The sequence below is a fragment of the Leuconostoc kimchii IMSNU 11154 genome, from assembly GCF_000092505.1.
Taxonomy (GTDB): Bacteria; Bacillota; Bacilli; order Lactobacillales; family Lactobacillaceae; genus Leuconostoc; species Leuconostoc kimchii.
Window position 1 is genome coordinate 478,507 of sequence record NC_014136.1, and the last position, 22,185, is coordinate 500,691.

General features: G+C 38.7%; 24 protein-coding genes. 6 read left to right on the top strand and 18 right to left on the bottom strand.

What is annotated here, in order from left to right; all coding sequences use genetic code 11:
* The first annotated feature begins 32 nt into the window (after nucleotides 1–32).
* Both LKI_RS02850 and LKI_RS02855 read left to right on the top strand, forming a co-directional pair.
* Nucleotides 33–857, top strand: coding sequence for an NAD(P)H-hydrate dehydratase (locus tag LKI_RS02850; protein ID WP_013102645.1), 825 nt, complete (start codon nucleotides 33–35; stop codon nucleotides 855–857).
* 45 nt (nucleotides 858–902) lie between these two features.
* Nucleotides 903–1,721, top strand: a complete 819-nt coding sequence (locus tag LKI_RS02855) for an exodeoxyribonuclease III (protein ID WP_013102646.1) — start codon at nucleotides 903–905, stop codon at nucleotides 1,719–1,721.
* 31 nt (nucleotides 1,722–1,752) lie between these two features.
* On the opposite strand, the gene LKI_RS02860 is transcribed toward LKI_RS02855, so the two are convergent.
* The 3 genes from LKI_RS02860 to tsaE are packed head-to-tail and all read right to left on the bottom strand — an operon-like array spanning nucleotide 1,753 to nucleotide 3,239.
* On the bottom strand, nucleotides 1,753–2,286 hold the full coding sequence (locus LKI_RS02860) for a 3'-5' exonuclease (protein WP_013102647.1): 534 nt from the start codon (nucleotides 2,284–2,286) through the stop codon (nucleotides 1,753–1,755).
* A 3-nt stretch (nucleotides 2,287–2,289) separates the two neighbouring features.
* The gene (locus tag LKI_RS02865; RefSeq protein WP_013102648.1) at nucleotides 2,290–2,793 is read right to left on the bottom strand and encodes a GNAT family N-acetyltransferase; all 504 of its coding nucleotides are present in this window, start codon (nucleotides 2,791–2,793) and stop codon (nucleotides 2,290–2,292) included.
* Nucleotides 2,790–3,239 (bottom strand): tRNA (adenosine(37)-N6)-threonylcarbamoyltransferase complex ATPase subunit type 1 TsaE, encoded by a 450-nt coding sequence (tsaE, locus tag LKI_RS02870; protein ID WP_013102649.1) that lies wholly within the window; start codon nucleotides 3,237–3,239, stop codon nucleotides 2,790–2,792. Before tsaE ends, LKI_RS02865 begins: the two co-directional genes overlap by 4 nt.
* Before the next feature lie 72 nt (nucleotides 3,240–3,311).
* Here tsaE and pncB point away from each other — a divergent pair, with 72 nt between their 5' ends.
* The 3 genes from pncB (at nucleotide 3,312) to LKI_RS02885 (ending at nucleotide 6,304) form a co-directional block, all read left to right on the top strand.
* Entirely contained in the window at nucleotides 3,312–4,661 is a 1,350-nt protein-coding gene (pncB, locus tag LKI_RS02875; RefSeq protein WP_013102650.1) for a nicotinate phosphoribosyltransferase, read from the top strand.
* Nucleotide 4,662: 1 nt separating this feature from the next.
* Complete coding sequence (nadE, locus tag LKI_RS02880) at nucleotides 4,663–5,496, top strand: ammonia-dependent NAD(+) synthetase (protein WP_013102651.1); 834 nt, start codon at nucleotides 4,663–4,665, stop codon at nucleotides 5,494–5,496.
* 118 nt (nucleotides 5,497–5,614) lie between these two features.
* On the top strand, nucleotides 5,615–6,304 hold the full coding sequence (locus LKI_RS02885) for a MucBP domain-containing protein (RefSeq protein ID WP_013102652.1): 690 nt from the start codon (nucleotides 5,615–5,617) through the stop codon (nucleotides 6,302–6,304).
* 51 nt (nucleotides 6,305–6,355) lie between these two features.
* Here the strand turns inward: LKI_RS02885 and LKI_RS02890 are convergent, their stop codons facing one another.
* Genes LKI_RS02890 through LKI_RS02920 form a run of 7 tightly spaced genes read right to left on the bottom strand, consistent with a single transcriptional unit; the run spans nucleotide 6,356 to nucleotide 11,795 of the window.
* Complete coding sequence (locus LKI_RS02890; RefSeq protein ID WP_013102653.1) at nucleotides 6,356–7,447, bottom strand: SepM family pheromone-processing serine protease; 1,092 nt, start codon at nucleotides 7,445–7,447, stop codon at nucleotides 6,356–6,358.
* The gene (gene coaD / locus LKI_RS02895; protein WP_013102654.1) at nucleotides 7,447–7,923 is read right to left on the bottom strand and encodes a pantetheine-phosphate adenylyltransferase; all 477 of its coding nucleotides are present in this window, start codon (nucleotides 7,921–7,923) and stop codon (nucleotides 7,447–7,449) included. Before coaD ends, LKI_RS02890 begins: the two co-directional genes overlap by 1 nt.
* Nucleotides 7,924–7,947: 24 nt before the next feature.
* On the bottom strand, nucleotides 7,948–8,505 hold the full coding sequence (gene rsmD, locus LKI_RS02900; RefSeq protein WP_013102655.1) for a 16S rRNA (guanine(966)-N(2))-methyltransferase RsmD: 558 nt from the start codon (nucleotides 8,503–8,505) through the stop codon (nucleotides 7,948–7,950).
* Nucleotides 8,506–8,554: 49 nt separating this feature from the next.
* A complete protein-coding gene (locus tag LKI_RS02905) occupies nucleotides 8,555–8,842 on the bottom strand; it encodes a YlbG family protein (RefSeq protein WP_013102656.1) in 288 nt (95 codons plus the stop codon).
* Nucleotides 8,839–10,023 (bottom strand): FtsW/RodA/SpoVE family cell cycle protein, encoded by a 1,185-nt coding sequence (locus tag LKI_RS02910; RefSeq protein ID WP_013102657.1) that lies wholly within the window; start codon nucleotides 10,021–10,023, stop codon nucleotides 8,839–8,841. Before LKI_RS02910 ends, LKI_RS02905 begins: the two co-directional genes overlap by 4 nt.
* 7 nt (nucleotides 10,024–10,030) lie before the next feature.
* Nucleotides 10,031–11,107 (bottom strand): glutamyl aminopeptidase, encoded by a 1,077-nt coding sequence (pepA, locus tag LKI_RS02915; RefSeq protein WP_013102658.1) that lies wholly within the window; start codon nucleotides 11,105–11,107, stop codon nucleotides 10,031–10,033.
* A 19-nt stretch (nucleotides 11,108–11,126) separates the two neighbouring features.
* Nucleotides 11,127–11,795, bottom strand: coding sequence for a 2,3-bisphosphoglycerate-dependent phosphoglycerate mutase (locus LKI_RS02920; protein WP_013102659.1), 669 nt, complete (start codon nucleotides 11,793–11,795; stop codon nucleotides 11,127–11,129).
* Between the two features lie 306 nt (nucleotides 11,796–12,101).
* Between LKI_RS02920 and LKI_RS02925 the strand changes: the two genes are divergently transcribed.
* A complete protein-coding gene (locus tag LKI_RS02925) occupies nucleotides 12,102–13,409 on the top strand; it encodes an NCS2 family permease (RefSeq protein ID WP_013102660.1) in 1,308 nt (435 codons plus the stop codon).
* A 65-nt stretch (nucleotides 13,410–13,474) separates the two neighbouring features.
* Here LKI_RS02925 and recN read toward each other — a convergent pair whose 3' ends face one another.
* From recN to ligA, 8 genes are read right to left on the bottom strand one after another with little or no spacing between them, the layout of a single operon-like run.
* Complete coding sequence (gene recN, locus LKI_RS02930; RefSeq protein ID WP_013102661.1) at nucleotides 13,475–15,151, bottom strand: DNA repair protein RecN; 1,677 nt, start codon at nucleotides 15,149–15,151, stop codon at nucleotides 13,475–13,477.
* A gap of 40 nt (nucleotides 15,152–15,191) precedes the next feature.
* A complete protein-coding gene (locus LKI_RS02935) occupies nucleotides 15,192–15,647 on the bottom strand; it encodes an arginine repressor (protein ID WP_013102662.1) in 456 nt (151 codons plus the stop codon).
* A complete protein-coding gene (locus LKI_RS02940; RefSeq protein WP_013102663.1) occupies nucleotides 15,640–16,482 on the bottom strand; it encodes a TlyA family RNA methyltransferase in 843 nt (280 codons plus the stop codon). Before LKI_RS02940 ends, LKI_RS02935 begins: the two co-directional genes overlap by 8 nt.
* Complete coding sequence (locus LKI_RS02945) at nucleotides 16,479–17,399, bottom strand: polyprenyl synthetase family protein (RefSeq protein ID WP_013102664.1); 921 nt, start codon at nucleotides 17,397–17,399, stop codon at nucleotides 16,479–16,481. Before LKI_RS02945 ends, LKI_RS02940 begins: the two co-directional genes overlap by 4 nt.
* The gene (locus LKI_RS02950; protein WP_013102665.1) at nucleotides 17,392–17,616 is read right to left on the bottom strand and encodes an exodeoxyribonuclease VII small subunit; all 225 of its coding nucleotides are present in this window, start codon (nucleotides 17,614–17,616) and stop codon (nucleotides 17,392–17,394) included. Before LKI_RS02950 ends, LKI_RS02945 begins: the two co-directional genes overlap by 8 nt.
* Entirely contained in the window at nucleotides 17,609–18,895 is a 1,287-nt protein-coding gene (xseA, locus tag LKI_RS02955) for an exodeoxyribonuclease VII large subunit (protein ID WP_013102666.1), read from the bottom strand. The genes LKI_RS02950 and xseA overlap by 8 nt, the downstream gene beginning before the upstream one ends.
* Before the next feature lie 53 nt (nucleotides 18,896–18,948).
* Nucleotides 18,949–20,091, bottom strand: coding sequence for a CamS family sex pheromone protein (locus tag LKI_RS02960; RefSeq protein ID WP_013102667.1), 1,143 nt, complete (start codon nucleotides 20,089–20,091; stop codon nucleotides 18,949–18,951).
* Complete coding sequence (ligA, locus tag LKI_RS02965) at nucleotides 20,088–22,133, bottom strand: NAD-dependent DNA ligase LigA (protein WP_013102668.1); 2,046 nt, start codon at nucleotides 22,131–22,133, stop codon at nucleotides 20,088–20,090. Before ligA ends, LKI_RS02960 begins: the two co-directional genes overlap by 4 nt.
* Nucleotides 22,134–22,185: the final 52 nt, after the last annotated feature.

Below are 22,185 nucleotides of genomic sequence, written 5' to 3' on the forward strand. Positions count from 1 at the left end.
ATTCCTATAATATGCCAAAGAGGTGTCAGGTTTTGGAAAAATTGTCAGAACAAATACTCTATCAAGTCATCAAAAACAGAGCTAATGACTCACACAAAGGAACATATGGTCGTGTACTAATTATTGGTGGCACCAAACAATTTGGCGGCGCAGTTATTATGAATGCCCTAGCTGCAGTAAATTCCGGCGCTGGATTAGTCACTGTGGCCACTGATCCTATCAATTTTACCGCGATACACAGCCATTTACCTGAAACAATGGTGATGGATTTCAATGATGACCTAACTCACGCCATTCAAGCCAGTGACGTGATACTAATTGGTTCTGGTCTGGGTGATCGATTGGACATCGTTAAACATACTTTTTCAGCCGTCTTTGCCAAACAAATTTTAATTGTGGATGGCTCCGCACTCACGTTAGTTGCAGAGCATCATTTACCTTGGCCAAAATCACGATTGATTCTAACACCCCATCAAATGGAATGGCAACGGCTGAGCGGTGTTTCTGTTGAACAACAATCTTTTGAGGCATTTAATATACTAGCTCGCGAAAAATTTATTCAGAAGCCCATTATTGTATTGAAGCAATTTCATACACAAGTTTATACAAATAAAGGGATTTACGAGCTACCAATTGGCGGTCCATACCAAGCAACCGGTGGTATGGGCGATACTTTGGCAGGGATTATTGCAGGTTTTGCCGCCCAATTTTTACTCACACCGTTAATTGATACAACACTAGCAGCTGTTTATAGCCATTCAGCAATAGCTGACGAACTAGCACACACGCAATACGTCACATTACCAACCCAAATTAGCGCAGCACTTCCTCGTTTTATGAAACGCTACGCTAATTAACAAACCATGTGTCAACGACACGACATCTAAAAAGGGACATCATTTATGCAACTCATATCTTGGAACATTGATTCAATCAACGCTGCGATTCAACATCAATCAGCGCGTGGTGAAATGACATGGGACGTGCTCAATAAGATTGCCGCACGCAAACCTGACATTTTTGCCATTCAAGAAACAAAGCTAAAACCAACTGGCTTGACCAAAAAACAAGCCGCTGCTTTAAGTGACCTATTTCCTGATTACCATATCTACGTTAATTCTAGTACAGCACGTCCTGGCTACTCAGGAACAATGTTCTTATCACGTAACGAACCACTTGAAGTGACATTTCCTAAAATTTCTGCGCCTGATACAATGGATATTGAGGGACGTATAATCACACTCGAATTCGAGGACTTTTATGTTTCAACCGTTTACACACCAAACTCTGGTTCTGGCTTGGCCCGTTTAGACGATCGCGGTGCATGGGATGATGCCTACCGTAGTTATTTGCAGGGACTTGATAATAAAAAGCCCGTGATATTTAGTGGCGATATGAACGTTGCACATCAAGAAATTGACCTTAAAAACTTTAAAACTAATCATCATTCTGCTGGATTTACTGATCCAGAACGAGAGAAATTTTCTGCCTTACTTGAGGCCGGATTTACTGATACGTTACGTATGAAGAATCCAGATACACCAGGTATTTATACTTGGTGGGCGCAAATTAGTAAAACGAGTAAAATTAACAACTCTGGTTGGCGAATTGATTATTACTTAGTCAGTAATCGTCTTGCAGCAAAAGTATCTGACAGTCATGTCATAGATACTGGCCTTAGACAAGATCATGCCCCAATTGCATTAGAAATTAATATTTAACTGATAAATGACCGCTTAATCGATTAAGCGGTCATTTATTTTGCACAAAGGATTTAAGATTATCAACACCAAAATGATCAGCCTCGTAAATCAAAATATTTGCTGCTGCTACCGCATCATCCAATGCATTATGATGATGATCAAGTGTAATTCCAAAATTTTCAGCCACTGTGTTTAATTTGTGATTTTTAAAATCAGGCAATAACTTACGACTAGTACGCACGGTATCTAACAACATATAATGTGGTTCTTCAATACCATAGTACGCTAACGTGCCTTTTAAAATACTGTTATCAAATGCAGCATTATGTGCCACCACTAATTTATCTTCTTTAAAAAGTGGCGCGATGATTTTCCAAACTTCTGGAAATTTAGGCGCCTGCGCAACATCGCTTTCTTTCAAACCGTGTACAGCCGTATTTCGTGCACTAAAATAAGTTTCTGGTTTAATCAAACTATAAAACTTGTCGACAACTTGATTATGACGTACAACAGCAATTGCAATTGATACCGCTGAGTGCTTTTCATGATTCGCTGTTTCAAAATCCATTGCAATAAAATTCACAATTTACTCTCCTTGATAATTTAACATTTTTTCCATACGTTGTAACGTCGTTACGCGACCGTTCGGCAAAACATAGTTCACCGTATCACCACGACTTTGAAATTCAAATTGTCGATAAATATGAATCGCAGCCGCGTTATCAATTTGTACATCAAGCCAGACTTTTTCCAGACCGACTTCGTTAGCCCAATCCAGTAGCGCTGACAGCAAACTATGACCAAGTCCGGCACCTTGAAATTGTTTTAAAATTGCCATACCAACTTCGCCCCCCTCAATGGAAGCAATACCGACTGGCTGCGCTTCTGTTCCTTGTTCAGCAACTAATAACAAGGTAATTGCTGGCTCGTCACTTATTTCAGGTATAACATCGTCATCGCGCATACTAGCAATCAAAAAAGTATCCGTTTCGGTCATCAATTCCTGAATGAGATGTTGCCAAGATACAGCTTGCTCCAATGTTGCTTCAGCTAATTCAAAAGTAATCGGTTTCGTCATATCAAAAGTCATAATTGCATCTCTATTTCTGAACAGTCACCTAGCCCCTGAATGCGAATCATTCGATCATCATCGCTATCCCCACGGAAAAAGTGCAACGTTAAACGGTCATTAGGTAGTAAGTCTGCCATATACTCAGGCCACTCAATCAAAGTGACGCCATCAGTCCCAACATAATCTTCAAATCCTTGATCTTGTGCACCGGTTGCTTCTAGACGATAGGCGTCGAAATGATAAATTGGAAAATCACGTCCGTTGTATGTGTTCATAATATTAAAGGTTGGACTTTTAACCCGCGCAGTGACCCCAAGTGCCTTTGCATAGCCTTGCGTGAACGTTGTTTTTCCAGCACCCAAATCACCATATAATGCAATGACTAATCCTGGGATAGATAACTGAGCGACTTTTGCAGCAAACTGTTGCGTTTCATATCGATTGTTTGTCAAAATTTCTTTCATGTTTTAATTATATCACGGCTTTTGCACAATATTTTTGCTATAATGAGTTTAATAATTTTAAAGGAAATCACGATGATTTACTCAGATGATTCATTCACGTTACATACTGATTTATATCAAATAAATATGATTTACACATACTGGCAAAGTGGTATTGATCAAAAACAAGTCGTCTTTGAGGCTTATTTTCGGCACATGCCTTTTAACAATGGCTACGTTGTTTTCGCTGGCTTGGCACATGTTATCAAGTACCTTGATCATTTAAAATTTAGCCAAAGCGACCTAGCCTACTTAAAATCACTTAATCTATATGAAGACGCTTTTTTAGACTATTTAAAAAGCTGGCGTCTAACTGCGACACTACGGGCACCTTATGAGGGGGAAGTGATGTTTGATCATGAACCACTTCTTCAGGTTGAGGGGCCATTAATTGATGCACAATTACTTGAAACAGCATTACTCAACATCATTAATTTTCAAACATTGATTGCTACGAAAGCCTCGCGCATTGTCACTGCTGCAGAAGGTGACCCACTCATGGAATTTGGCACACGTCGTGCGCAAGAATTTGATGCGGCACTATGGGGAACTTGGGCTGCATATATCGGTGGTTTTAATGCGACATCAAATGTACGCGCAGGTAAGTTATTTGAATTACCAGTTTCTGGTACGCATGCGCATGCATTAGTCCAAGCTTACCAAAGTGATTATGCTGCTTTTAAGGCATACGCACGGACACATCACGACGTTGTTTTTTTAGTTGATACTTTTGATACCTTAAAATCTGGTGTACCTGCAGCAATTAAAATTGCTCAAGAATTCGGTAAAAAGATTAACTTTCAAGGTGTTCGTATTGATTCAGGTGATATGATCTCACTGTCAAAAACGATTCGTCAAATGCTGGACACCGCAAATTTTCCCAATGCCAAAATATACGCCTCAAATGATTTAGATGAATATGCGATTGCTGATTTAAAATCACATGGTGCAAAAATAGACGTTTGGGGTATTGGTACAAAACTCATCACTGCTTTTGATCAACCAGCACTTGGTGCTGTGTACAAAATGGTAAGCTTGGATGGTCAAGATACCATTAAATTGTCCAATGATGTTGGTAAAATATCAACACCAGGCAAAAAACAAATTTGGCGAACAACAACCGGTGATATTTTAACATTAACGACAGAAGTATCAACTGGCACCCCTATTTTACATGATATTTTTCTTACCGGAAAGCTAATATATACAAGTCCATCAATTCATGATATTCAAACATACGCCAAGAACGCTTTGTCTCAACTACCCAACGATTTCAAAAAGCTAAACCAACCAAAAAAATATGCTGTCACCTTATCACAACAATTATATGATGCTAAAACTGCAGCTATTAATCGTGTCAGACAATCAGTTAAGGAGAATTAAAATGCGCCCATTACAATCTCAAATTATTGCTGATCTTCATGTGCAGCCTATTATCGACCCTGCGCTGGAAATACGGCGATCCGTTGACTTTTTAAAACAATATTTGAAACACAATCCCCAATATAAAAGTTATGTCATTGCCATCTCTGGCGGTCAAGATTCCACATTGGCTGGTAAACTAGCTAAAATTGCTATTGATGAACTCAATGAGAAAACAGATAAAACTAACTACCAGCTTATTGCTGTCCGACAACCTTATGGTATTCAGTTGGATGCCTCTGATGCACTTTCTGCTCTAGATTTTATCCAACCTGATCAAACCCTCACGACTAACATTAAAACAGCTACCGATGCCATGACTGATGCCTTACGACAAGGTGGCCTGATTGTTGACGATATGAGTCGTGGTTCGATCAAACCTAAAATGCGTATGATCGCACAATATGCTGTTGCACGAGAAAATCAAGGTGTTGTCGTCGGCACAGATCATGCCGCGGAGGCATTTGCTGGTTTCTTTACAAAATATGGTGATGGCGGTACAGACATCAATCCTTTATGGCGTTTAAATAAACGTCAGGGACGTCAAATGCTCCAGTCACTTAGCGCGCCAACCGCATTGTATGAGAAAATACCAACTGCTGACTTAGAGGACGATAGACCACAACTACCAGATGAAATAGCCTTGGGTGTAACTTATGACCATATTGACGATTATTTAGAAGGTAGGCCAGTTCCAGTAACGGCGGCGGTTAAAATTGAATCCCTATACTTGGCTAGCGCTCACAAAAGGCATGCCCCACTGACCCTATATGATACCTGGTTCTACCATTCATGATTATCGCAGACCACTCAACCATAGACTGCAGACAAGACATCTATCTAAAATCTAGCCTACCTAAATGTTTACACGTTAGTATACTTGAGTTTGATATAATAACGTGAGAGGTTAAACTATGACAAAAGAAGCACCCATTTGGGTATATTATGAAAATATTGCAACACACGAAACACTTAAATCCCCACAACGCATAGATGGCGAGTTTAATACGAAATATACGATTGATGCGCCTGATATTTCTGAATTTACCTATGTTGACAACTCTGGTGAACTAACAGGTGTGTTTGGCACATCGCCACAGTCACTTCATCTCTATTATCGGCCGAAAAGTTGGCGTGCTGTCCATCGTGTCGATATGTATATTGCACTACAATCTGAGGTGCTCGCCCAAGAATTACCAGATGATTACGCCAATATCACAACCACACTCCTATCGCAAAGTTATTGGGCAACGCCTTTACGCGTAATTTCTGGGAACGGTCAATTTTGGTATCAAGTGGGCACCCATGCATGGGTACGTTACGATGCTTCTTTGATGACACTTTCTGATACCGCACCAAATGTTGAAAACATTAACTATATTCAAGATTTAGATATTGAAAATGATCAACCTAACGCAGTAGTTGATTTTCTGCCTGGGAAAACAACAGAAATCTTTGAAGCGCCTTATGGCCTACCAACAGGTAGCGTGGCAGATGGTGACTTTGTTGCAATTGCTAAAGAGCAGCATCACGAAAATGGACTAACTTGGTATAAAATTGCTAACAGTGGTTGGATCAATAGTATGTATATTAATAAATTATAAAAAGCAAGCGACCCTAATAAGTAGGTCGCTTGCTTTTTATAGTTACCCGATTTATGATACGCTGTCAGTTGTTTGAATGACTTTCCCTGTTTCAAGATAGTCAACTGCGTCTTGGAATGTTCTAACAGGAATCACCTTCATATGAGGTGCATATTTTTTAGCTGTATCTCGTGCTAATTGATAATTTGTTTTATGTTGTTCTTCATATTTTAAAATTTCTTTGGTTGGTGCAATATACGGTGCAAAAAACACACTTGACCCTGAATTTTTGGCAGCAATGATTTTTTTATCAATACCACCAATTTCACCTACATATCCATTAGCATTCATTGTTCCAGTACCGGAAATATTGCGATTCTTAGACAATTTATCACCCGTTAACTGGTCATATATTTGTAATGTAAACATCAATCCACCAGAAGGACCACCAATTTTTCCAGGATCAACGGTTACTTTTTGTGGTGTTGATACGGCAACATTATCCGTTAAAACAATGCCAATACCCGAACGTCCCTTAGGATACTCTGCTGACTTACTACTAGGTAATTTAATAGTCGTTCCTGACGTATGACCACTTTTACCATGACGCAGGTAATCTACTGTGACTTTAACGCCCTTTGGCTTATCTGCTAGATACTTAATAAAGCCGTCTGAGTTTTCATAATGATGACCGTCGACTGCTGTAATCGTATCACCAACTTTAATTGTCTTTTTAAAATGAGACGTATCACTGACACTTAAGACATAAATGCCACGATAAGTTGCAGTAATTGGCTTGTTGGCTTTTTTAAAAGCCACCTGCTCTGCGTTTGCAATCGCGCTTTGCATATAAAAATTTTGCACTTCGTTAAAAACTTCTGACGTTTCACCACCCGTCACATCATCTGCTTTAGCATAGGATAAATGTGGATTTAACTTTGTCTGTAAGTAACTAAAACCGTGTGCCTTGGATAGATAAACTGAGGTAATGTTGTATCTTCCTTTCGAATTATCCCGTTTGCCATCTATTTTAACAAATTGTGCTAAATCATCCGCTTCTCCAGGACTTTCAATATAACCATCAAGTGGCCAAACGAGCCACGCTAAACCAATAATAATAATAAAGGCTGTAATTATAGCAATAATTTTACTTTTTATGCGCATTAATTCAACCTTTCTTTTAAAGCATCGACGACGACTTTTGGAACGAATTTAACCATATTGTCAGCCCCCATACTACCAATTTCTTTGACCATGGAACTTGAAATATTTTGATTTTCAGGTTTCGCCAACAATAAGATTGTCTCAACATCCGCCAACGCACTATTAACTCCAGCAATATCGCGTTCATACTCAAAATCTTTACTGTTACGTAACCCGCGAACAATAAATTTAGCGCCTATTTCTACCATAAATTGCACAGTGAGGCCATGCATAATGGCTACCTCAACATTTGGTAAATCAGCTACGGTATCCGAAATTAACGAAATCTTTTCTTCAGGCGTGAATAACGCCGTTTTACTTGTGTTGCTGCCCACACCAACAACAACTTTATCAAACATCTTGCTTGCGCGCCGAATAATGTCTAAATGCCCATTAGTCAGTGGATCAAAACTGCCTGGAAATAGTGCAATACTCATTGTTTTTCCCCTCATTACTTGTATTTAGAAGCTACTATATTGATAAATAGTGACAACAGTGATGCCATACTGTTTTTGTTGAATTATTTTAAATAGCTGATCTTCAAGTGGTAAGTTAGCTACATCATTACTTTCTGCCAAAATAATAGCACCATCAACCAATAAATGATGATCAACTAAATCATGCATATCAGTGGCAATGGTTTCCTTAGCATATGGTGGATCCAAGAAAACAAGTTCAAATTTTTTATTCGCCACTGCCAAGCTTGGTAACGCGTCTTGAGCAGGTGATTTTAACACCGTAAAGTCGTCTTGAGCATGCGTTTTTTCAATGTTACTGTGAATTACCTTGATTGCCTGATATTGTCGGTCGACTAATGTTGCATGGCTCATACCACGCGATACTGCCTCAATTCCTAAACCACCTGTTCCTGCATATAAGTCTAGCACTTCCCCATCATCCAAATATGGCATGAGCATACTAAACATGGCTTCTTTTACTTTATCTGTTGTTGGTCGTGTTTTATCACCAGCAACAGCCTCTAACCTTGTGCCGCGAAAGCGACCCGAAACTACTCGCATTTTAATACATGGCGTATTGTCACTATTTCAGATTAATGTTGCTATAGTGTCAATCTACACTCTCCTCATCATAATTTTCAAAGAAAATATCATCGTGCATATCACCCAAATCCGGGTCAATATCTGGACGTGGTGAAGCAACAACCTCTTTAACAAATTTATATTGTTTAATTTTGCTTATTTTTTGATCAATGTTATCGTCGTCAACATAAATCATAGCAAATCCCATTTTACGAGAGACATAATTTAGTTGCCCAAATTTTTTTAATTGCGGTGCATGACGATTATTTTTTAAATAAACGTATAACGCGCGCCTTGGCTGTATTTCTAATGTCATTTAAAATCCTTTCTAGCAATTATATCAGCAGGATGAATCGCAACAGTCTTTTTTTGTGTTGCGGCAATGTTTAATGCCAATCCAATAGCGGCACTAAACACAATATAGGAGGAACCGCCACCAGAAATAAAGGGAAACACAACACCAGTAATTGGTAACACACCCACGACACCTCCCAAATTAACAAGTGCCTGAATAAAAAGTAACGTAGCAATACCAAACAATAACAGTCTTAAATATTGATGTTTCTGACGAATGCCAAGAATAACCATTCTTGACACTAATATCATCATTAATATTAACACAGTAACCGTTGTTACTGCACCAAGTTCCTCAGTCATCACGGCCATAATAAAGTCAGTATTTGACTCAGGTAAATACGGTTTAATGAGCGAATTACCAAGGCCAACACCAAATAGTCCGCCATGAGCAATAGCATAATAACCATATAGTAACTGCCGGCTCGTATCTACAGCATTTGGATCCCAAGGATTAACAAAACTCGTTAAGCGCGCAATCGCATAATGATTACTACTATTCAAATTAAAAAAATGATTAGCCAAACCAATAACTGTTTGTAAAAAGCCAAAACCTAAGCCCATAATAGCTGATACCATAGCAATAAAACGACGTGATACACCAGAGGCTAAAAACATTGCTAATAAAATCAGTAATGTAATCAAACCATTACCGTTATCCGGCATAATAAAAACCATCAATAATGATGCAATGGGCAGCCACCAAATTGTCATGCGACTAATTGGTTGTAGTGCGAGACGCACATGGCTTTGCCACGGATACCGTGTAAATATATTGGCAAAATATAAAATAATAGCTAGTTTCAAAAACTCAGCAGGCTGCAATGTGATTAATCCTAAATTAATCCAACCATGGGCACCATTAACAGGCGGCATCACAAATTTTGCAACGAATAACGCACCTAGGACACCAAATTGGATATTACGCATCCAGCTATCTTTTTGCAAATTTTTAAGATTGAAATGATAGAGTAACAAGGCACCAAATAAACCAATAATAACGAAAATACCTTGTTTAATAAAATTACTAAAGGCGGCAGTTGTTCCTTGCGTAGCCGAAAAAACCATAACAATTCCAAGCATACTTAGAATTGCAAATGGTACTGCTATCCAATAATCTAATTTTCGTAACTTTTTAAACATAAAAAAATTAATCACCTAAAATTGTTTTTAAATTCGACTCATCCAGATTTTTAGCGATCGCAATAACAAATGCTGTTGCTGCTTCAAAATCAGCAATTGACCAAACTGTTTGATGGGTGTGAATATAACGCGAAGCCACTCCGAGTGCAACTGAGGGTATACCCGTTAATTCACTTTGAGCAGCCGCTGCATCAGTGCCACCTTTAGATACAAAATACTGGTATGGAATATGATTATCTTCCGCTGTTGACAACAAAAATTCCTTAAGCCGTAAAGGTAAAATGACTGTTGGGTCAAAAACACGTAATAGCGTTCCTTGGTCCAACACACCTTGGTGTCCTGTTGCATCAACAAGATCATCTGCAGCACTAGAATCAATGGCAAAAAAGATATCAGGCTTCATTAGGTTGACTGCCCCATGTGCGCCACGTAAACCAACCTCTTCTTGGACGTCAGCCCCCATAATTAATGTATTTGGTGTTTGTACATCTTTCAAGGCTTCCAGTGTCTCTAAAACAGTCACCATACCAAACCGATTATCCCATGACTTTGATATAACGCGTTTCTGATTAGCAGTTTTCACTGTTTTAACATCAGGAACGATAAAGTCACCCGGCCGAACACCAAAGGCTATTGCTTCCTGCCCATCAACAAAACCAGCATCAAATAATATATCATCTACCGTAGGCAGAGTCGGTGAACTACCACCACCTCGCAACAAATGCGGTGACACAGAACTCGATACTACTGGATAGTTCCCTTTTGACGTAAATAAAGTGAATCGCTGTGACGAAATCACAGTGACATTCCAACCACCCACAGCCGCGACCTTAATGGCACCACTAGCCAAAATTTGAGTCACAATAAATCCCACTTCATCCATATGAGCAGCAAACATAACCCGAGGTGCTTGTGGGTTGCTATGGGTTTTAACACCAAAAATACCACCAAGACCATCTTGTTGAATATCTTCGACTAGTGGCTGTAATTCAGCACGGAAGGTTTGACGAAGCATATGTTCTTGCCCTGATGTCCCTTGTAATTCTGTGTATTTTTTTATGCGTGACCAAGTCTTATCGTTCAAAATGTACTCCTATATATCATTACCTTAAATACTGACGATCACCAAGCTGTAATTGGTCATTAAACGTATAACAAATTGGCTCACCATTACCAATTTCGAGACCATCAATATCATCATCAGCAATTGCTTCTAAATATTTTATCAATGCACGCAATGTACTGCCATGAGCAACAATTAACTGGTTACGACCAGCCTTTAAGCCAGGTAAAATCTCAGTTGACCAATAAGGCAGTAGGCGCTCGCTCGCCATTTGCAAACTCTCACCATGTGGCTCTATACTATCGGGATAACGTCTATCTGTTACTGTTTTTCCTAACAGCGGTGGTACAGCCGTATAGCTTCTACGCCATAATGCAACAGCATCCACACCGTATTTTAATCGTGCCGCATCTTTATTTAGACCGCGTAAAGCACCATAGTGACGTTCGTTAAGTCGCCACGTTTTATGGACAGGTAACCAAGATTGATTCATTTCTAATAAGATAATGTTAGCTGTCGTAATCGCACGTTGTAAGTATGAGGTATGTACATCATCAAACAACAACTGATGGTTTGCCAAAATATCCCCCACCTTTTTAGCCTGTTGTCTGCCTTTTAGTGTTAAAGGCACATCTGTCCAACCTGTAAATTCATTATCACGATTAGCGGTTGATTCACCATGACGAACCAACACAAGCTGTGTTACCATAAGTTAACTTCCTTTAAACAATGTTGTTTCTATTATAGCATTAAAAATTAAACAAAATGTTACTCAGCTGATCAAAAAAATTTAGCAGAACAACATATATAAAACCCATCAATTATTTTGTGCAAAACACACTAATTTAATTACATTATCAAAATGTTCGTTTATTAAGCGGTTACATGATTTTTTTATCATTAAATAACCTTATTTTAACCAAAATAAGACAGGTTAACCATTTTATTTATTAGTTTATACTGCTAAAATTAAATAGAACGTTTTAACGTTACTATATTTTTTTGGGAGACAATCATGTCCGCGATTGCAAATTATTTTAAACTTGACGAATTGAATACCTCAATTCGTACCGAATTCATTGCCGGCCTCACGACATTTACTTCAATGGCGTATATTCTCTTCGTCAATCCATCCGTTTTAGGCGCTGCAGGCATGGATAAAGGTGCCGTATTCACAGCTACAGCAATAGCTTCAGCTGTAGCAACCTTATTTATGGGTATTGTTGCTTTGTATCCAATTGCTATTGCACCAGGCCTTGGTGTGAATGCATTCTTTGCTTATTCTGTCGTGATTGGTATGGGGGTCAAGTGGGAAACTGCAATGGCCGGTGTATTCGTAGCCGCAATCATATTCTTACTACTCACATTTTTTAAAATTCGTGAAAAGATTATTAACATCATTCCTCAAAATCTAAAATTAGCAATTGCCGCAGGCATTGGTTTGTTCATTGCATTTATCGGGTTACATGATGCCGGCTTGATTGTAGCAAACAAAGATACAATGGTGTCTTTAGGTAACTTAACAACGCCCACATCCCTTTTATCTATTTTCGGCATTATTCTGACCTTCATTTTGTTAACACGTAAAACACCTGCTGCAATATTCATTGGTATGGTGGCAACTTCTATCGTTGGTATCATCTTTGGCTTAATCAAACTACCCACTTCAATTATTTCATCGGTACCTTCTCTAGCACCAACATTCGGCAAAGGTATCATGCACATTGGTGACATTAATTCGTTACAGATGGTTACTGTTGTCATTACTTTTTTACTCGTAACATTTTTTGATACTGCTGGCACCATGATTGGTTTAGCAACACAAGCTGGCTTTATGAAAAATAATGAAATGCCACGCGCCGGACGTGCTTTGATGGCTGATGCTGTTGGTATGACAGTTGGTTCAGTGATTGGCACATCTCCAACCTCTGCATATGTTGAATCATCTTCTGGTATTGCTGTTGGTGGTCGCTCTGGATTAACCAGCGTGTTCACTGGTTTGTTTTTCTTGCTTGCACTATTCTTTTCTCCTTTATTATCAGTTGTCACATCACAAGTTACTGCACCTGCATTAGTCGTTGTCGGTGTCTTGATGGCAGAGAGTTTACGTCAAATTGCGTGGGATGATTTTGCCATTGCTGCACCTGCATTTTTAATTATTATCGGGATGCCACTAACTTATTCAATTTCAGACGGTATTGCTTTAGGCTTCATCTTGTATCCAATTACAATGATCGCAACAGGTCGTGGAAAAAAGGTCCACCCATTGATGTATGCATTGGCCATATTATTCACACTATTTTTGGTCATTGTTGCCCATTAATCAGTAAGCAAAAAGCGAGTCAGTTCAATAGAACTGACTCGCTTTTAATATTGCTCTACAATTGTTTAGCCCTTGTTTGCTTGTTGACGTAAATCTTTTGCGTTGGCTAGTGCCGTTTGGGTGACATTATCACCAGATAGCATCATCGCAATCGCACGCTCACGGCCTGGTTCATCCAATGCAGTCACTCTAGTCATTGTGCGATCATTAACTGTTGCTTTAGCAATTAAAAAGTGATGCGTCGCAACTGCGGCTACCTGTGGTAAATGCGTGATTGCAAACACTTGTGAATTTTCAGCAATTGTCATCATTTTTTTAGCTATGGCTTGCGCGACACGACCTGAAACGCCTGTGTCTGCCTCATCAAACACGATTGAAATAATGTGCTGTTGCTTAGTAAAAGCTGTTTTAAGAGCTAACATCAAACGCGCCGTTTCTCCACCAGAAGCTATTCGGGCAAGTGGCGCCATTCCCTCGCCAACATTGGTTTGAACATAGAATTCAATCTTATCTGTACCAGAGGATACAAAACCCTCAATTTGATCAAAATGTACAGCAAATTCAGCGCCAGTCATCAAAAGTTCGCTTAATTGTTGGTTGACCGCTTGCTCCAATTTACGAGCCACCTGTTGTCTGGTTTCGCGTAATTTAATAGCATACTTACGCAAAACCTGACGTAAGTTATTTTGAGTGACTTGTAATTGCTCAACATCTAATTCATCCGTCGTCATGGTCGATAATTCATGGTCAACTTTTGATTTAAATAATAAAACATCAGCTACTGTTGTGCCATATTTTCGCTCTAGCGAATGTATGAGTTGCAAACGTTCATCGATACGCACAAGTTCATTTTCGTCATAAGTCAATTCACTCATTTGCTCATCAACATCGCGACCAACCTCTTGCGCTGTATAATAACTATCAGAAATAGTCTTGGATATCTCGGCATAATTATCGTCGTATTCAGCTATTTCTTGCAAGTCTTGCATTGCAGTTGCCAAAAGATCTACCGCACCACCTTGATCACCGTTTAAAGCTATCTGTGCGTTTTGCAAATGATCAGCAATTTTTTTATAATTCAATAATTTACCACGCGCATCCAGTAAATCGCCCTCTTCGTTGGGCTGCAAATCTGCTTCTTCCAGCTCTTGTTGCTGAAATTGTAATAAATCTAAACGTTGCGTGATTTCTTGTTGCGATGTCTGTATTTTTCGAATTTTTTGGGAAATCGCACGAAAATCATGAAAAAGTTTTTGGTATTCATCTTTAACGACGTTTAACGTAGAACCACCAAATGCGTCCAGTAAAGGTAAATGTTCATCAGGATTCAATAGTTGTTGTGTATCGTTTTGGCCTTGGATATCTACCAAATAACGACCAATGACTGCCAAGGTTTTCAAATTAACAAGTACACCATTAATTCGAATCATACTTCGACCATTATGGTTTAACTCACGATAAATAATCAACTCACCATCATCTATAGCTATGCCCCTTGTCAATAATTGATCAATCAAACTCTGATTTTTGGGTACACTAAAAACAGCTTGTAAGATAGCCTTTTTGCTACCATGACGAATCATGTCAGAACTGGCGCGACCACCTGTGAGCATTAAAAGTGCATCAATGATAATTGATTTTCCAGCACCTGTTTCACCAGTCAAGACACTCATGCCACCTTCAAATTGCAAATCAACTTTTTCTATAATAGCAAAATTTTCAATGATGAGATTTTCTAACATATCAATTGTCGCGGCAAAACACGCGCTTTCTTTCTAGTCATTATTTTTCAAGCAACTTCTGAATAATATTAGTCATTTGAGAGGTCACGATACCATCTTTTAATAGTACGAGAACTGAGCCATCATCACTTAATGTGCCAAAAACTTCTGGAAATTTAACTTGTTCAAATAAATTTGAAATTAATTGTCCGTTTCCGGGTTGTACCTTTATAATAATTTGACCACGCTGTGCACGTTGACTTAAGAATGATTGTTGTAATGCACGCCGTAATCGTTGCAAATGCGGTCGATCATCTTGTTTTGGTAAATGATAGTGAAACCCACCATGTACATTAGGTACTTTTATAAGCCCCAGTTCATTAATATCTCGTGAAATAGTGGCTTGAGTGACTGTTTCACCCAAAGTTTCGAAATACGCCACAATATCTTCTTGACGGCCTACAGGATTATTTTGAATTTGTGTCAATAATGTTTTCTGGCGCACTTTTTTATTCATCCGCTTTACCTTCTGTATGATTAAGCTGTGCATAAGTTTGTGATAATAACGTATCTATATTTATTTTATCATTCATTTTCCCTGAATCTTCACGCACCAATACACCCAAAAATTCAATGTTCCCTTGTCCGCCCTTAATGGGTGAATAGGTTAATTCTTCAATCGAGAAACCACTATTAATCATCATTTGGGTAACTGTCTCTAACACTTTTTTGTGTACAAGCGCATCCTTAATGATGCCATTTTTCCCAACACTTGCACGTCCCGCTTCAAATTGTGGTTTGATAAGTGCTACGACATGACCACCCATACTAATAATTTCAGACAAGGGTGGTAATATCAAGCCAAGTGAGATAAAGGAAACATCTATTGTTGCAAATTCAGGTTGTCCAAATTCAAAATCAGATAATTTAGCATACCTAAAGTTTGTATTTTCCATAACTTTTACACGCTCATCGGTACGTAACTTCCAAGCTAATTGATTTGTTCCCACATCCAATGCATACACTAACTTAGCCCCGTTTTGTAACGCCACATCTGTAAACCCACCAGTAGAAGAACCAATATCTAACACAACTTTATCTTGCACTGCAATATCGTAATCATTCAATGCTTTTTCTAATTTTAGGCCACCACGCGACACATATTTTAATTTCTCACCTTTAAAATGTAACTCAGTAGTGACTGGAATTTTTTGACCAGCTTTGTCTAATCTCTCTTCATTTTCGCCAAGAATTTCACCTGCCATAACTGCGCGTTTGGCTTGCTCCCTTGAATCAAATAATCCTTGCTGGACAAGTAAAATATCAACACGTTCTTTTTCTACAGCACTCATACATTATCTCCAATTAAGTTCAAAAAATCATCTAGCAAAGTACGATCGAATTTTGAATTATGTCTTGAAACATCAGATAGCATTTGGCGTGCATGCCTCAAATATGAATCACGTTTCTGAGTTGCTGCTGGTACACCGATTAAATGTGGTAAGGACATTATATCTTCCGTATCGTCTTGGTCAAAATCATCCAAATCATCTTGAATTTGAAAAGCAATACCAAAATCGTAACCAAAGGTCAGCATAGCTAAATTTGTATCAAACCGATCTTGTCCAATCTGATCAATATCCTGCTGGTTAGATAGCCTCGTGCCTGCCAGCGCAGAAAATCCCAATAAAGCGCCTGTTTTCGGCATATACACTTCGTCTATTAACCATGTCTCATCTATCTTTGATTGTTTTCCATGGTTATACATATCATGAACTTGTCCAATGACCATGCCCAAACTACCCGATTGAACGGACAATATTTGTGATAATTTTAATAATTCTACTGCACTGATCATCTCATCCTCAACAACAGAATCATTAGCAGTTGCCAGCACATGAAATGCACCTGTTAACAACGCATCACCAACTAATATAGCCTCTGCTTCACCAAATTGAGCATGTACACTGGGTTTACCACGCCTCACTAGATCATTGTCCATTGCTGGCAAATCATCATGCACAAGTGAATAAGAATGCACCCACTCCACCGCTGTTGCTGCTTTTAAAAAGCTCGGTGTAATTTTTTGACCAAAACAAGCCATAGCAGCTAAACTCAGCATTGGCCTAAGTCGCTTGCCACCATTAAGCACTGCGTACTTCATCATATCAGAAAACTCACTATCATTTGTTGCACGCGTTAGATCATCTTCTAACTGTTGATTTAGCTTTGGTATCCATTCTGATTGAAATTCTGCTAGTCTAGTCATTTGTTAATTCCAAATCTGTTAAGTTGTCGTTGTCATCCATTACTTTAGCTAAAGTGTTCTCTGCGTTTTTCAAAGTAGTTTGTAGCTCTTTTACTAATTCAACGCCATTTTTAAAATCTGTTAACGCACCTTCTAAAGGCCGATCGCCTTTTTCTAATTGGCTCACAATAGTTTCTAATTGTTGTAGTTTTTCTTCAAAAGATTTTGACTCACTCACTTTTCAAGACCCTCGTTTCTATAATTTTTGCTGTTGCACTGCCATTTGCCAAACGTAATTCGACCTCATCGTCCGGATGAACTTCTTTAATATTTCGAATGACTTGACCGTCTTTTTCAATCAATACATAACCACGTGTCAAAATTTTTAGCGGACTCATTAAATCTAGTTTAGCTGCTAACAATTGAACCTTTTCACGTGGTTGTTGCAAAATATTTTGTCGAATCTGCGACTGCCTTTGCGCCAAAGTTGTTAACTGATGTTGCGTTGAAACCAGTCGTTGATGTAACAACTGATTCAATGTATGTGACAGTTGATCTACACGCTGATTATATCCAGAATACAATCTGTCTGGTTGCTGAAAAATCACATGTTGTGCAACACGGTCCACACTTTGTCGCCTGTTGTCAATCAACTGCTTCATTCGTAGATTCAATCTTACTTGCAGTTCATTTAAACGTGAAACGAGTTGTGTTAACGTAACAGGTGTTGCTAATTCTGCAGCAGCTGTTGGTGTTGCTGCGCGTTTGTCAGCTACAAAATCTACTAAGGTATTATCAGTTTCATGACCCACAGAACTAATCACTGGTAACTGAGTGGCAGCAATAGTACGTGCTAACTTTTCATCATTGAATGCCCATAAATCCTCAATCGAACCACCACCTCGACCAACAATAAGTGTATCGTATTGATTAGACGCATCAATTCGTAAAATTTGTTTAATGATTGTCGTACTAGCTTTATCACCCTGCACCACTGCCGGAAATAAAACCACCTGCGCACTTGGAAATCGACGTTGCACTGTACGCACAATGTCTTCAATAACCGCACCAGTTGGTGAAGTAACGACAGCAATCCGTTTTGGAAACAATGGTATATGTTTTTTAGGCAAATCAAACAAACCTTCAGCTGATAATTTGCGCTTAAGTTGTTCATAAGCCAAAAATAGTTCGCCAATACCATCAGGCGCCATCTGTTCCAAAATAATAGCATAGGTACCACTAGGCTCATATATTTGTACACGGCCAATGGCATTAATTTTCATGCCTTCTTCTGGGTCAAATTTCAATCGACTCGCGTATGAAAACATGGCTGCTGAAATCACAGCATGCCCATTTGGATCTTTAATCGAAAAATATAAATGGCGACCACGTCGCCGACCAATATTAGAAATTTCACCTGTAACATAAACTTTTTCTAAATAAGGATCAGCATCAAATTTGCGTTTCAAATAGGCTGTGAGCGCACTTATTGTTAAATATTTATTTGCTTCAGACATAGCTAAATTATACCATTATTATGCAGACATACAAAAAGCATAGATAACTATGCTTAATCGAGAAGTGTAATTGTAAAAGTTTTGTCATTCGTATTACGCGTTAGTATAGCTTGTAATTCATTCGCTGTTTTAACTATGATACGGACTGGCACATTACTTGGTAAAAACTTTAAAGCAGATTGCGATACATAAGTTGTGAAGCTATCAATTTCTGTTTGGCTATAGAATTGCGTCGTTACGGTAACATTCATACTAGTTAATGTGCCCGCCTTAAAGTTAGCCACAGCCGTTGCTCCAGCGATGTTTGGAAAGAAGTTAGCAACATCATTTTTAAAATTAGCAAAACCATTATTCTCGTCGTTGCCTAATTTAGACGTGTCAGTTGATTCTTTCGGGAGCACAATAGATTTGTCATTAACATCTGTCCACGCCTTTAAATCTGTCCCTTTGTCACTTGTTGATTCAGCATAGAAGCTACCTGGCGCTAATGAATCTGAGGGCGAATTGGCATACATCGCAATCACAATTGGTACATCTTGTGGCACACCAGATTGCTGACGCACTTTTTGAATGATTTTAGGTGCAATTTTTCGACCATAAGCTATACGATCATTATCTGAAATATTTTGTTTATAGGTTGGCCCGAATTCCTCTTTTTGATATTCGTCCTGCGTATTCATTGCAACACCAATAACCATACCCGACAACTTTAAATTTTTGCCATCTTTTGACATAAAATCTTGTTCAGTCAGTGTTTGCACATAAATAGGATTACGTGAATCATCAGTCTTACCATTATCTTCAGGATTAATAGCATCTGGATTACTATTACTTTTACGCGCTAAGAGATTATTAACTGTGTCTGCTGATAAATATTGTCCTTCTTGAAAAATATATTGATTTGTCTTAAATTGCGTTTTTGCCAAATCTAATAAACTAGATTCAAAATTTTTCACATCAAGACTGTTAGGTTCGGAAGTAGCTGTAATACCTCTAGCAGCACTGACTAAATAGCGCCCATCTTTAATCACAGTCTGGTATTGCCCTGGTGCTCTTTGTGTGATTTGTACACCACTGCTTGTTTTTTTAGTTGTTGGTGCAATACGATTTACGTTAAAAAAATATAATCCACCAATAGCTAGAATTAGTATGGCTATGACCATTACCATATACCCACGGAAACTTATACGTCTCATTTTTTGATATCCTCTTCTTTTTGCGCAGCGATCAATTGTGATTCTGTCCAAACTGCGATTCCTAATTCATTTGCCTTGGCTAACTTACTCCCAGCATCTGTACCAGCAATCAAAAGATCTGTTTTTGAAGAAACAGCAGACGATACGCTTGCGCCATGATTTTGCAACCATTTTGAAACAGCTGAGCGATTACTTTCGGACAATTTTCCAGTTAAAACAATTTTTTTACCATAAAAGAAAGAACTTTCATCAATTACCACTTCAGATAAATATGACTGGTTAACACCAGCAGCGGTTAACTCTTTTAAAAGCTGTTGTGACTCTGGCATGTTAAAATATTGTACCAGCGATCGTGCAATGGTTTCACCAATACCATCAATATTCGCGATTTCAGAAACCGTGGCTCTAGCAATAACTGATAACGTTTTAAACTTTTCCGCAATTAAGCGGGCTGCCTTAGCACCCACCATTCTAATACCCAAGCCAAATAATAATTTTTCAAGTGAATTATCCTTTGAACGTTCAATGGCATTTAATAAATTACTAACAGACTTTTCTTTGAATTTATCTAATGCGTGCAATTGCGTTGCATTTAAACGATAAATTGAAGCCACATCCTCAATAAAACCAGCTTGCAACAATTGTGCAATGACACGTGGTCCCATGCCTTCAATATTCATAGCATTACGTGATGCGAAATGTGCTAATCCTTCCTGAATTTGTGCGGAACAAGCAGGATTAATACAGCGCAAAGCCACTTCACCTTCAAGATGTACTAGCTTTGATTCACATGCTGGGCAGAGTAACGGTATATTGTAAGGTTGGCTGTTTACTGGCCTTTTCGATAAAATGACTTGGCCGATTTCGGGTATGATATCACCCGCTTTATGCAAAGTAACGGTATCTCCCAAACGCACACCTTTATCATTGAGATAGTCTGGATTGTGCAAACTCGCACGCTGAACAGTTGTTCCAGCCAATTGTACAGGATCCATCACTGCTGTTGGTGTTACAGCACCAGTTCGCCCAACAGTCCATTCAATATCACGAAGAATCGTTAACGCTTCTTCTGGCGGGAATTTATAGGCAATCGCCCAACGTGGAATTTTAACCGTATTGCCTAAATCAGTCTGATCATCTAACTCATTAACCTTAACAACAACACCATCAATCCCATAGGATAGCTTATCACGGTCTGCACTATATTTTGAAATATAATCTGCAATATCAGGCATTTTTAAAATCACATGATTGTGATGATCAGTCGGTAATCCCAACTCATGAAATCTTTCTAACGCCTGACTTTGTGTTGTCACACCTAGTATATCAGGCTCAGCAGTATAATAGACAAAAGCAGATAATTGCCGTTGCTTCATGATTGATGTATTTAACTGTCTTAATGAGCCTGCTGCAGCGTTCCGTGGATTTGCAAAGGGTGCTAAGCCCTCAGTTTCACGTTGATTATTTAAAGTAGCAAAACTCGATTTAGACATATATATTTCACCACGTACTTCAATTGTCAATGGTTCATTTAAGATTTGTGGAATGACTTTGATCATTTTTACATTAGCTGTGACATCCTCACCTATCATCCCATTCCCACGTGTTGATGCTTGAATTAGCTTACCATCGACATAGGTTAACGCAACGGCTAAACCATCAATTTTCAACTCTAAATTATAAGCTGATTGAAACCCTAATGTTTTGGTTGTACGGGCATCCCATTCCTCTAACTCTTCTAAACTAAAAACATCGCCCAAAGATAGCATTGGTGCTGGATGCACGACTTTTTCTAATCCAGATTTTGTTATCGCACCACCAACTTTTTGTGTGGGAGAATCCGGATTAATAAATTGCGGAAATGCAGCCTCTAGTTCAACTAACCGCGCATACAAGGCATCATACACATAGTCCTCAACAAGTGGTGCATCTTGTTCATAATATGCTACACCATATTGCAACAAGGTTTCTTGATGATTCGCAATTTCTTGTTGTGCCATCGGTGTCGTTAATTGTTCAATTGGTGTAAATTCTGGTAACATATTTTTTTCCTAATCTAACCGGATCCTATGATCATTGTTACTAAGTATTGGT

Excerpts from the sequence above, each read along its gene's own strand:
- LKI_RS02855 (WP_013102646.1), top strand. The coding sequence starts at position 903 with ATGCAACTCATATCTTGGAACATTGATTCAATCAACGCTGCGATTCAA.
- LKI_RS02865 (WP_013102648.1), bottom strand. The coding sequence starts at position 2,793 with ATGACTTTTGATATGACGAAACCGATTACTTTTGAATTAGCTGAAGCA.
- tsaE (WP_013102649.1), bottom strand. The coding sequence starts at position 3,239 with ATGAAAGAAATTTTGACAAACAATCGATATGAAACGCAACAGTTTGCT.
- pncB (WP_013102650.1), top strand. The coding sequence starts at position 3,312 with ATGATTTACTCAGATGATTCATTCACGTTACATACTGATTTATATCAA.
- nadE (WP_013102651.1), top strand. The coding sequence starts at position 4,663 with ATGCGCCCATTACAATCTCAAATTATTGCTGATCTTCATGTGCAGCCT.
- LKI_RS02885 (WP_013102652.1), top strand. The coding sequence starts at position 5,615 with ATGACAAAAGAAGCACCCATTTGGGTATATTATGAAAATATTGCAACA.
- LKI_RS02890 (WP_013102653.1), bottom strand. The coding sequence starts at position 7,447 with ATGCGCATAAAAAGTAAAATTATTGCTATAATTACAGCCTTTATTATT.
- coaD (WP_013102654.1), bottom strand. The coding sequence starts at position 7,923 with ATGAGTATTGCACTATTTCCAGGCAGTTTTGATCCACTGACTAATGGG.
- rsmD (WP_013102655.1), bottom strand. The coding sequence starts at position 8,505 with ATGCGAGTAGTTTCGGGTCGCTTTCGCGGCACAAGGTTAGAGGCTGTT.
- LKI_RS02905 (WP_013102656.1), bottom strand. The coding sequence starts at position 8,842 with ATGACATTAGAAATACAGCCAAGGCGCGCGTTATACGTTTATTTAAAA.
- LKI_RS02910 (WP_013102657.1), bottom strand. The coding sequence starts at position 10,023 with ATGTTTAAAAAGTTACGAAAATTAGATTATTGGATAGCAGTACCATTT.
- LKI_RS02920 (WP_013102659.1), bottom strand. The coding sequence starts at position 11,795 with ATGGTAACACAGCTTGTGTTGGTTCGTCATGGTGAATCAACCGCTAAT.
- LKI_RS02925 (WP_013102660.1), top strand. The coding sequence starts at position 12,102 with ATGTCCGCGATTGCAAATTATTTTAAACTTGACGAATTGAATACCTCA.
- recN (WP_013102661.1), bottom strand. The coding sequence starts at position 15,151 with ATGTTAGAAAATCTCATCATTGAAAATTTTGCTATTATAGAAAAAGTT.
- LKI_RS02935 (WP_013102662.1), bottom strand. The coding sequence starts at position 15,647 with ATGAATAAAAAAGTGCGCCAGAAAACATTATTGACACAAATTCAAAAT.
- LKI_RS02940 (WP_013102663.1), bottom strand. The coding sequence starts at position 16,482 with ATGAGTGCTGTAGAAAAAGAACGTGTTGATATTTTACTTGTCCAGCAA.
- LKI_RS02945 (WP_013102664.1), bottom strand. The coding sequence starts at position 17,399 with ATGACTAGACTAGCAGAATTTCAATCAGAATGGATACCAAAGCTAAAT.
- xseA (WP_013102666.1), bottom strand. The coding sequence starts at position 18,895 with ATGTCTGAAGCAAATAAATATTTAACAATAAGTGCGCTCACAGCCTAT.
- LKI_RS02960 (WP_013102667.1), bottom strand. The coding sequence starts at position 20,091 with ATGAGACGTATAAGTTTCCGTGGGTATATGGTAATGGTCATAGCCATA.
- ligA (WP_013102668.1), bottom strand. The coding sequence starts at position 22,133 with ATGTTACCAGAATTTACACCAATTGAACAATTAACGACACCGATGGCA.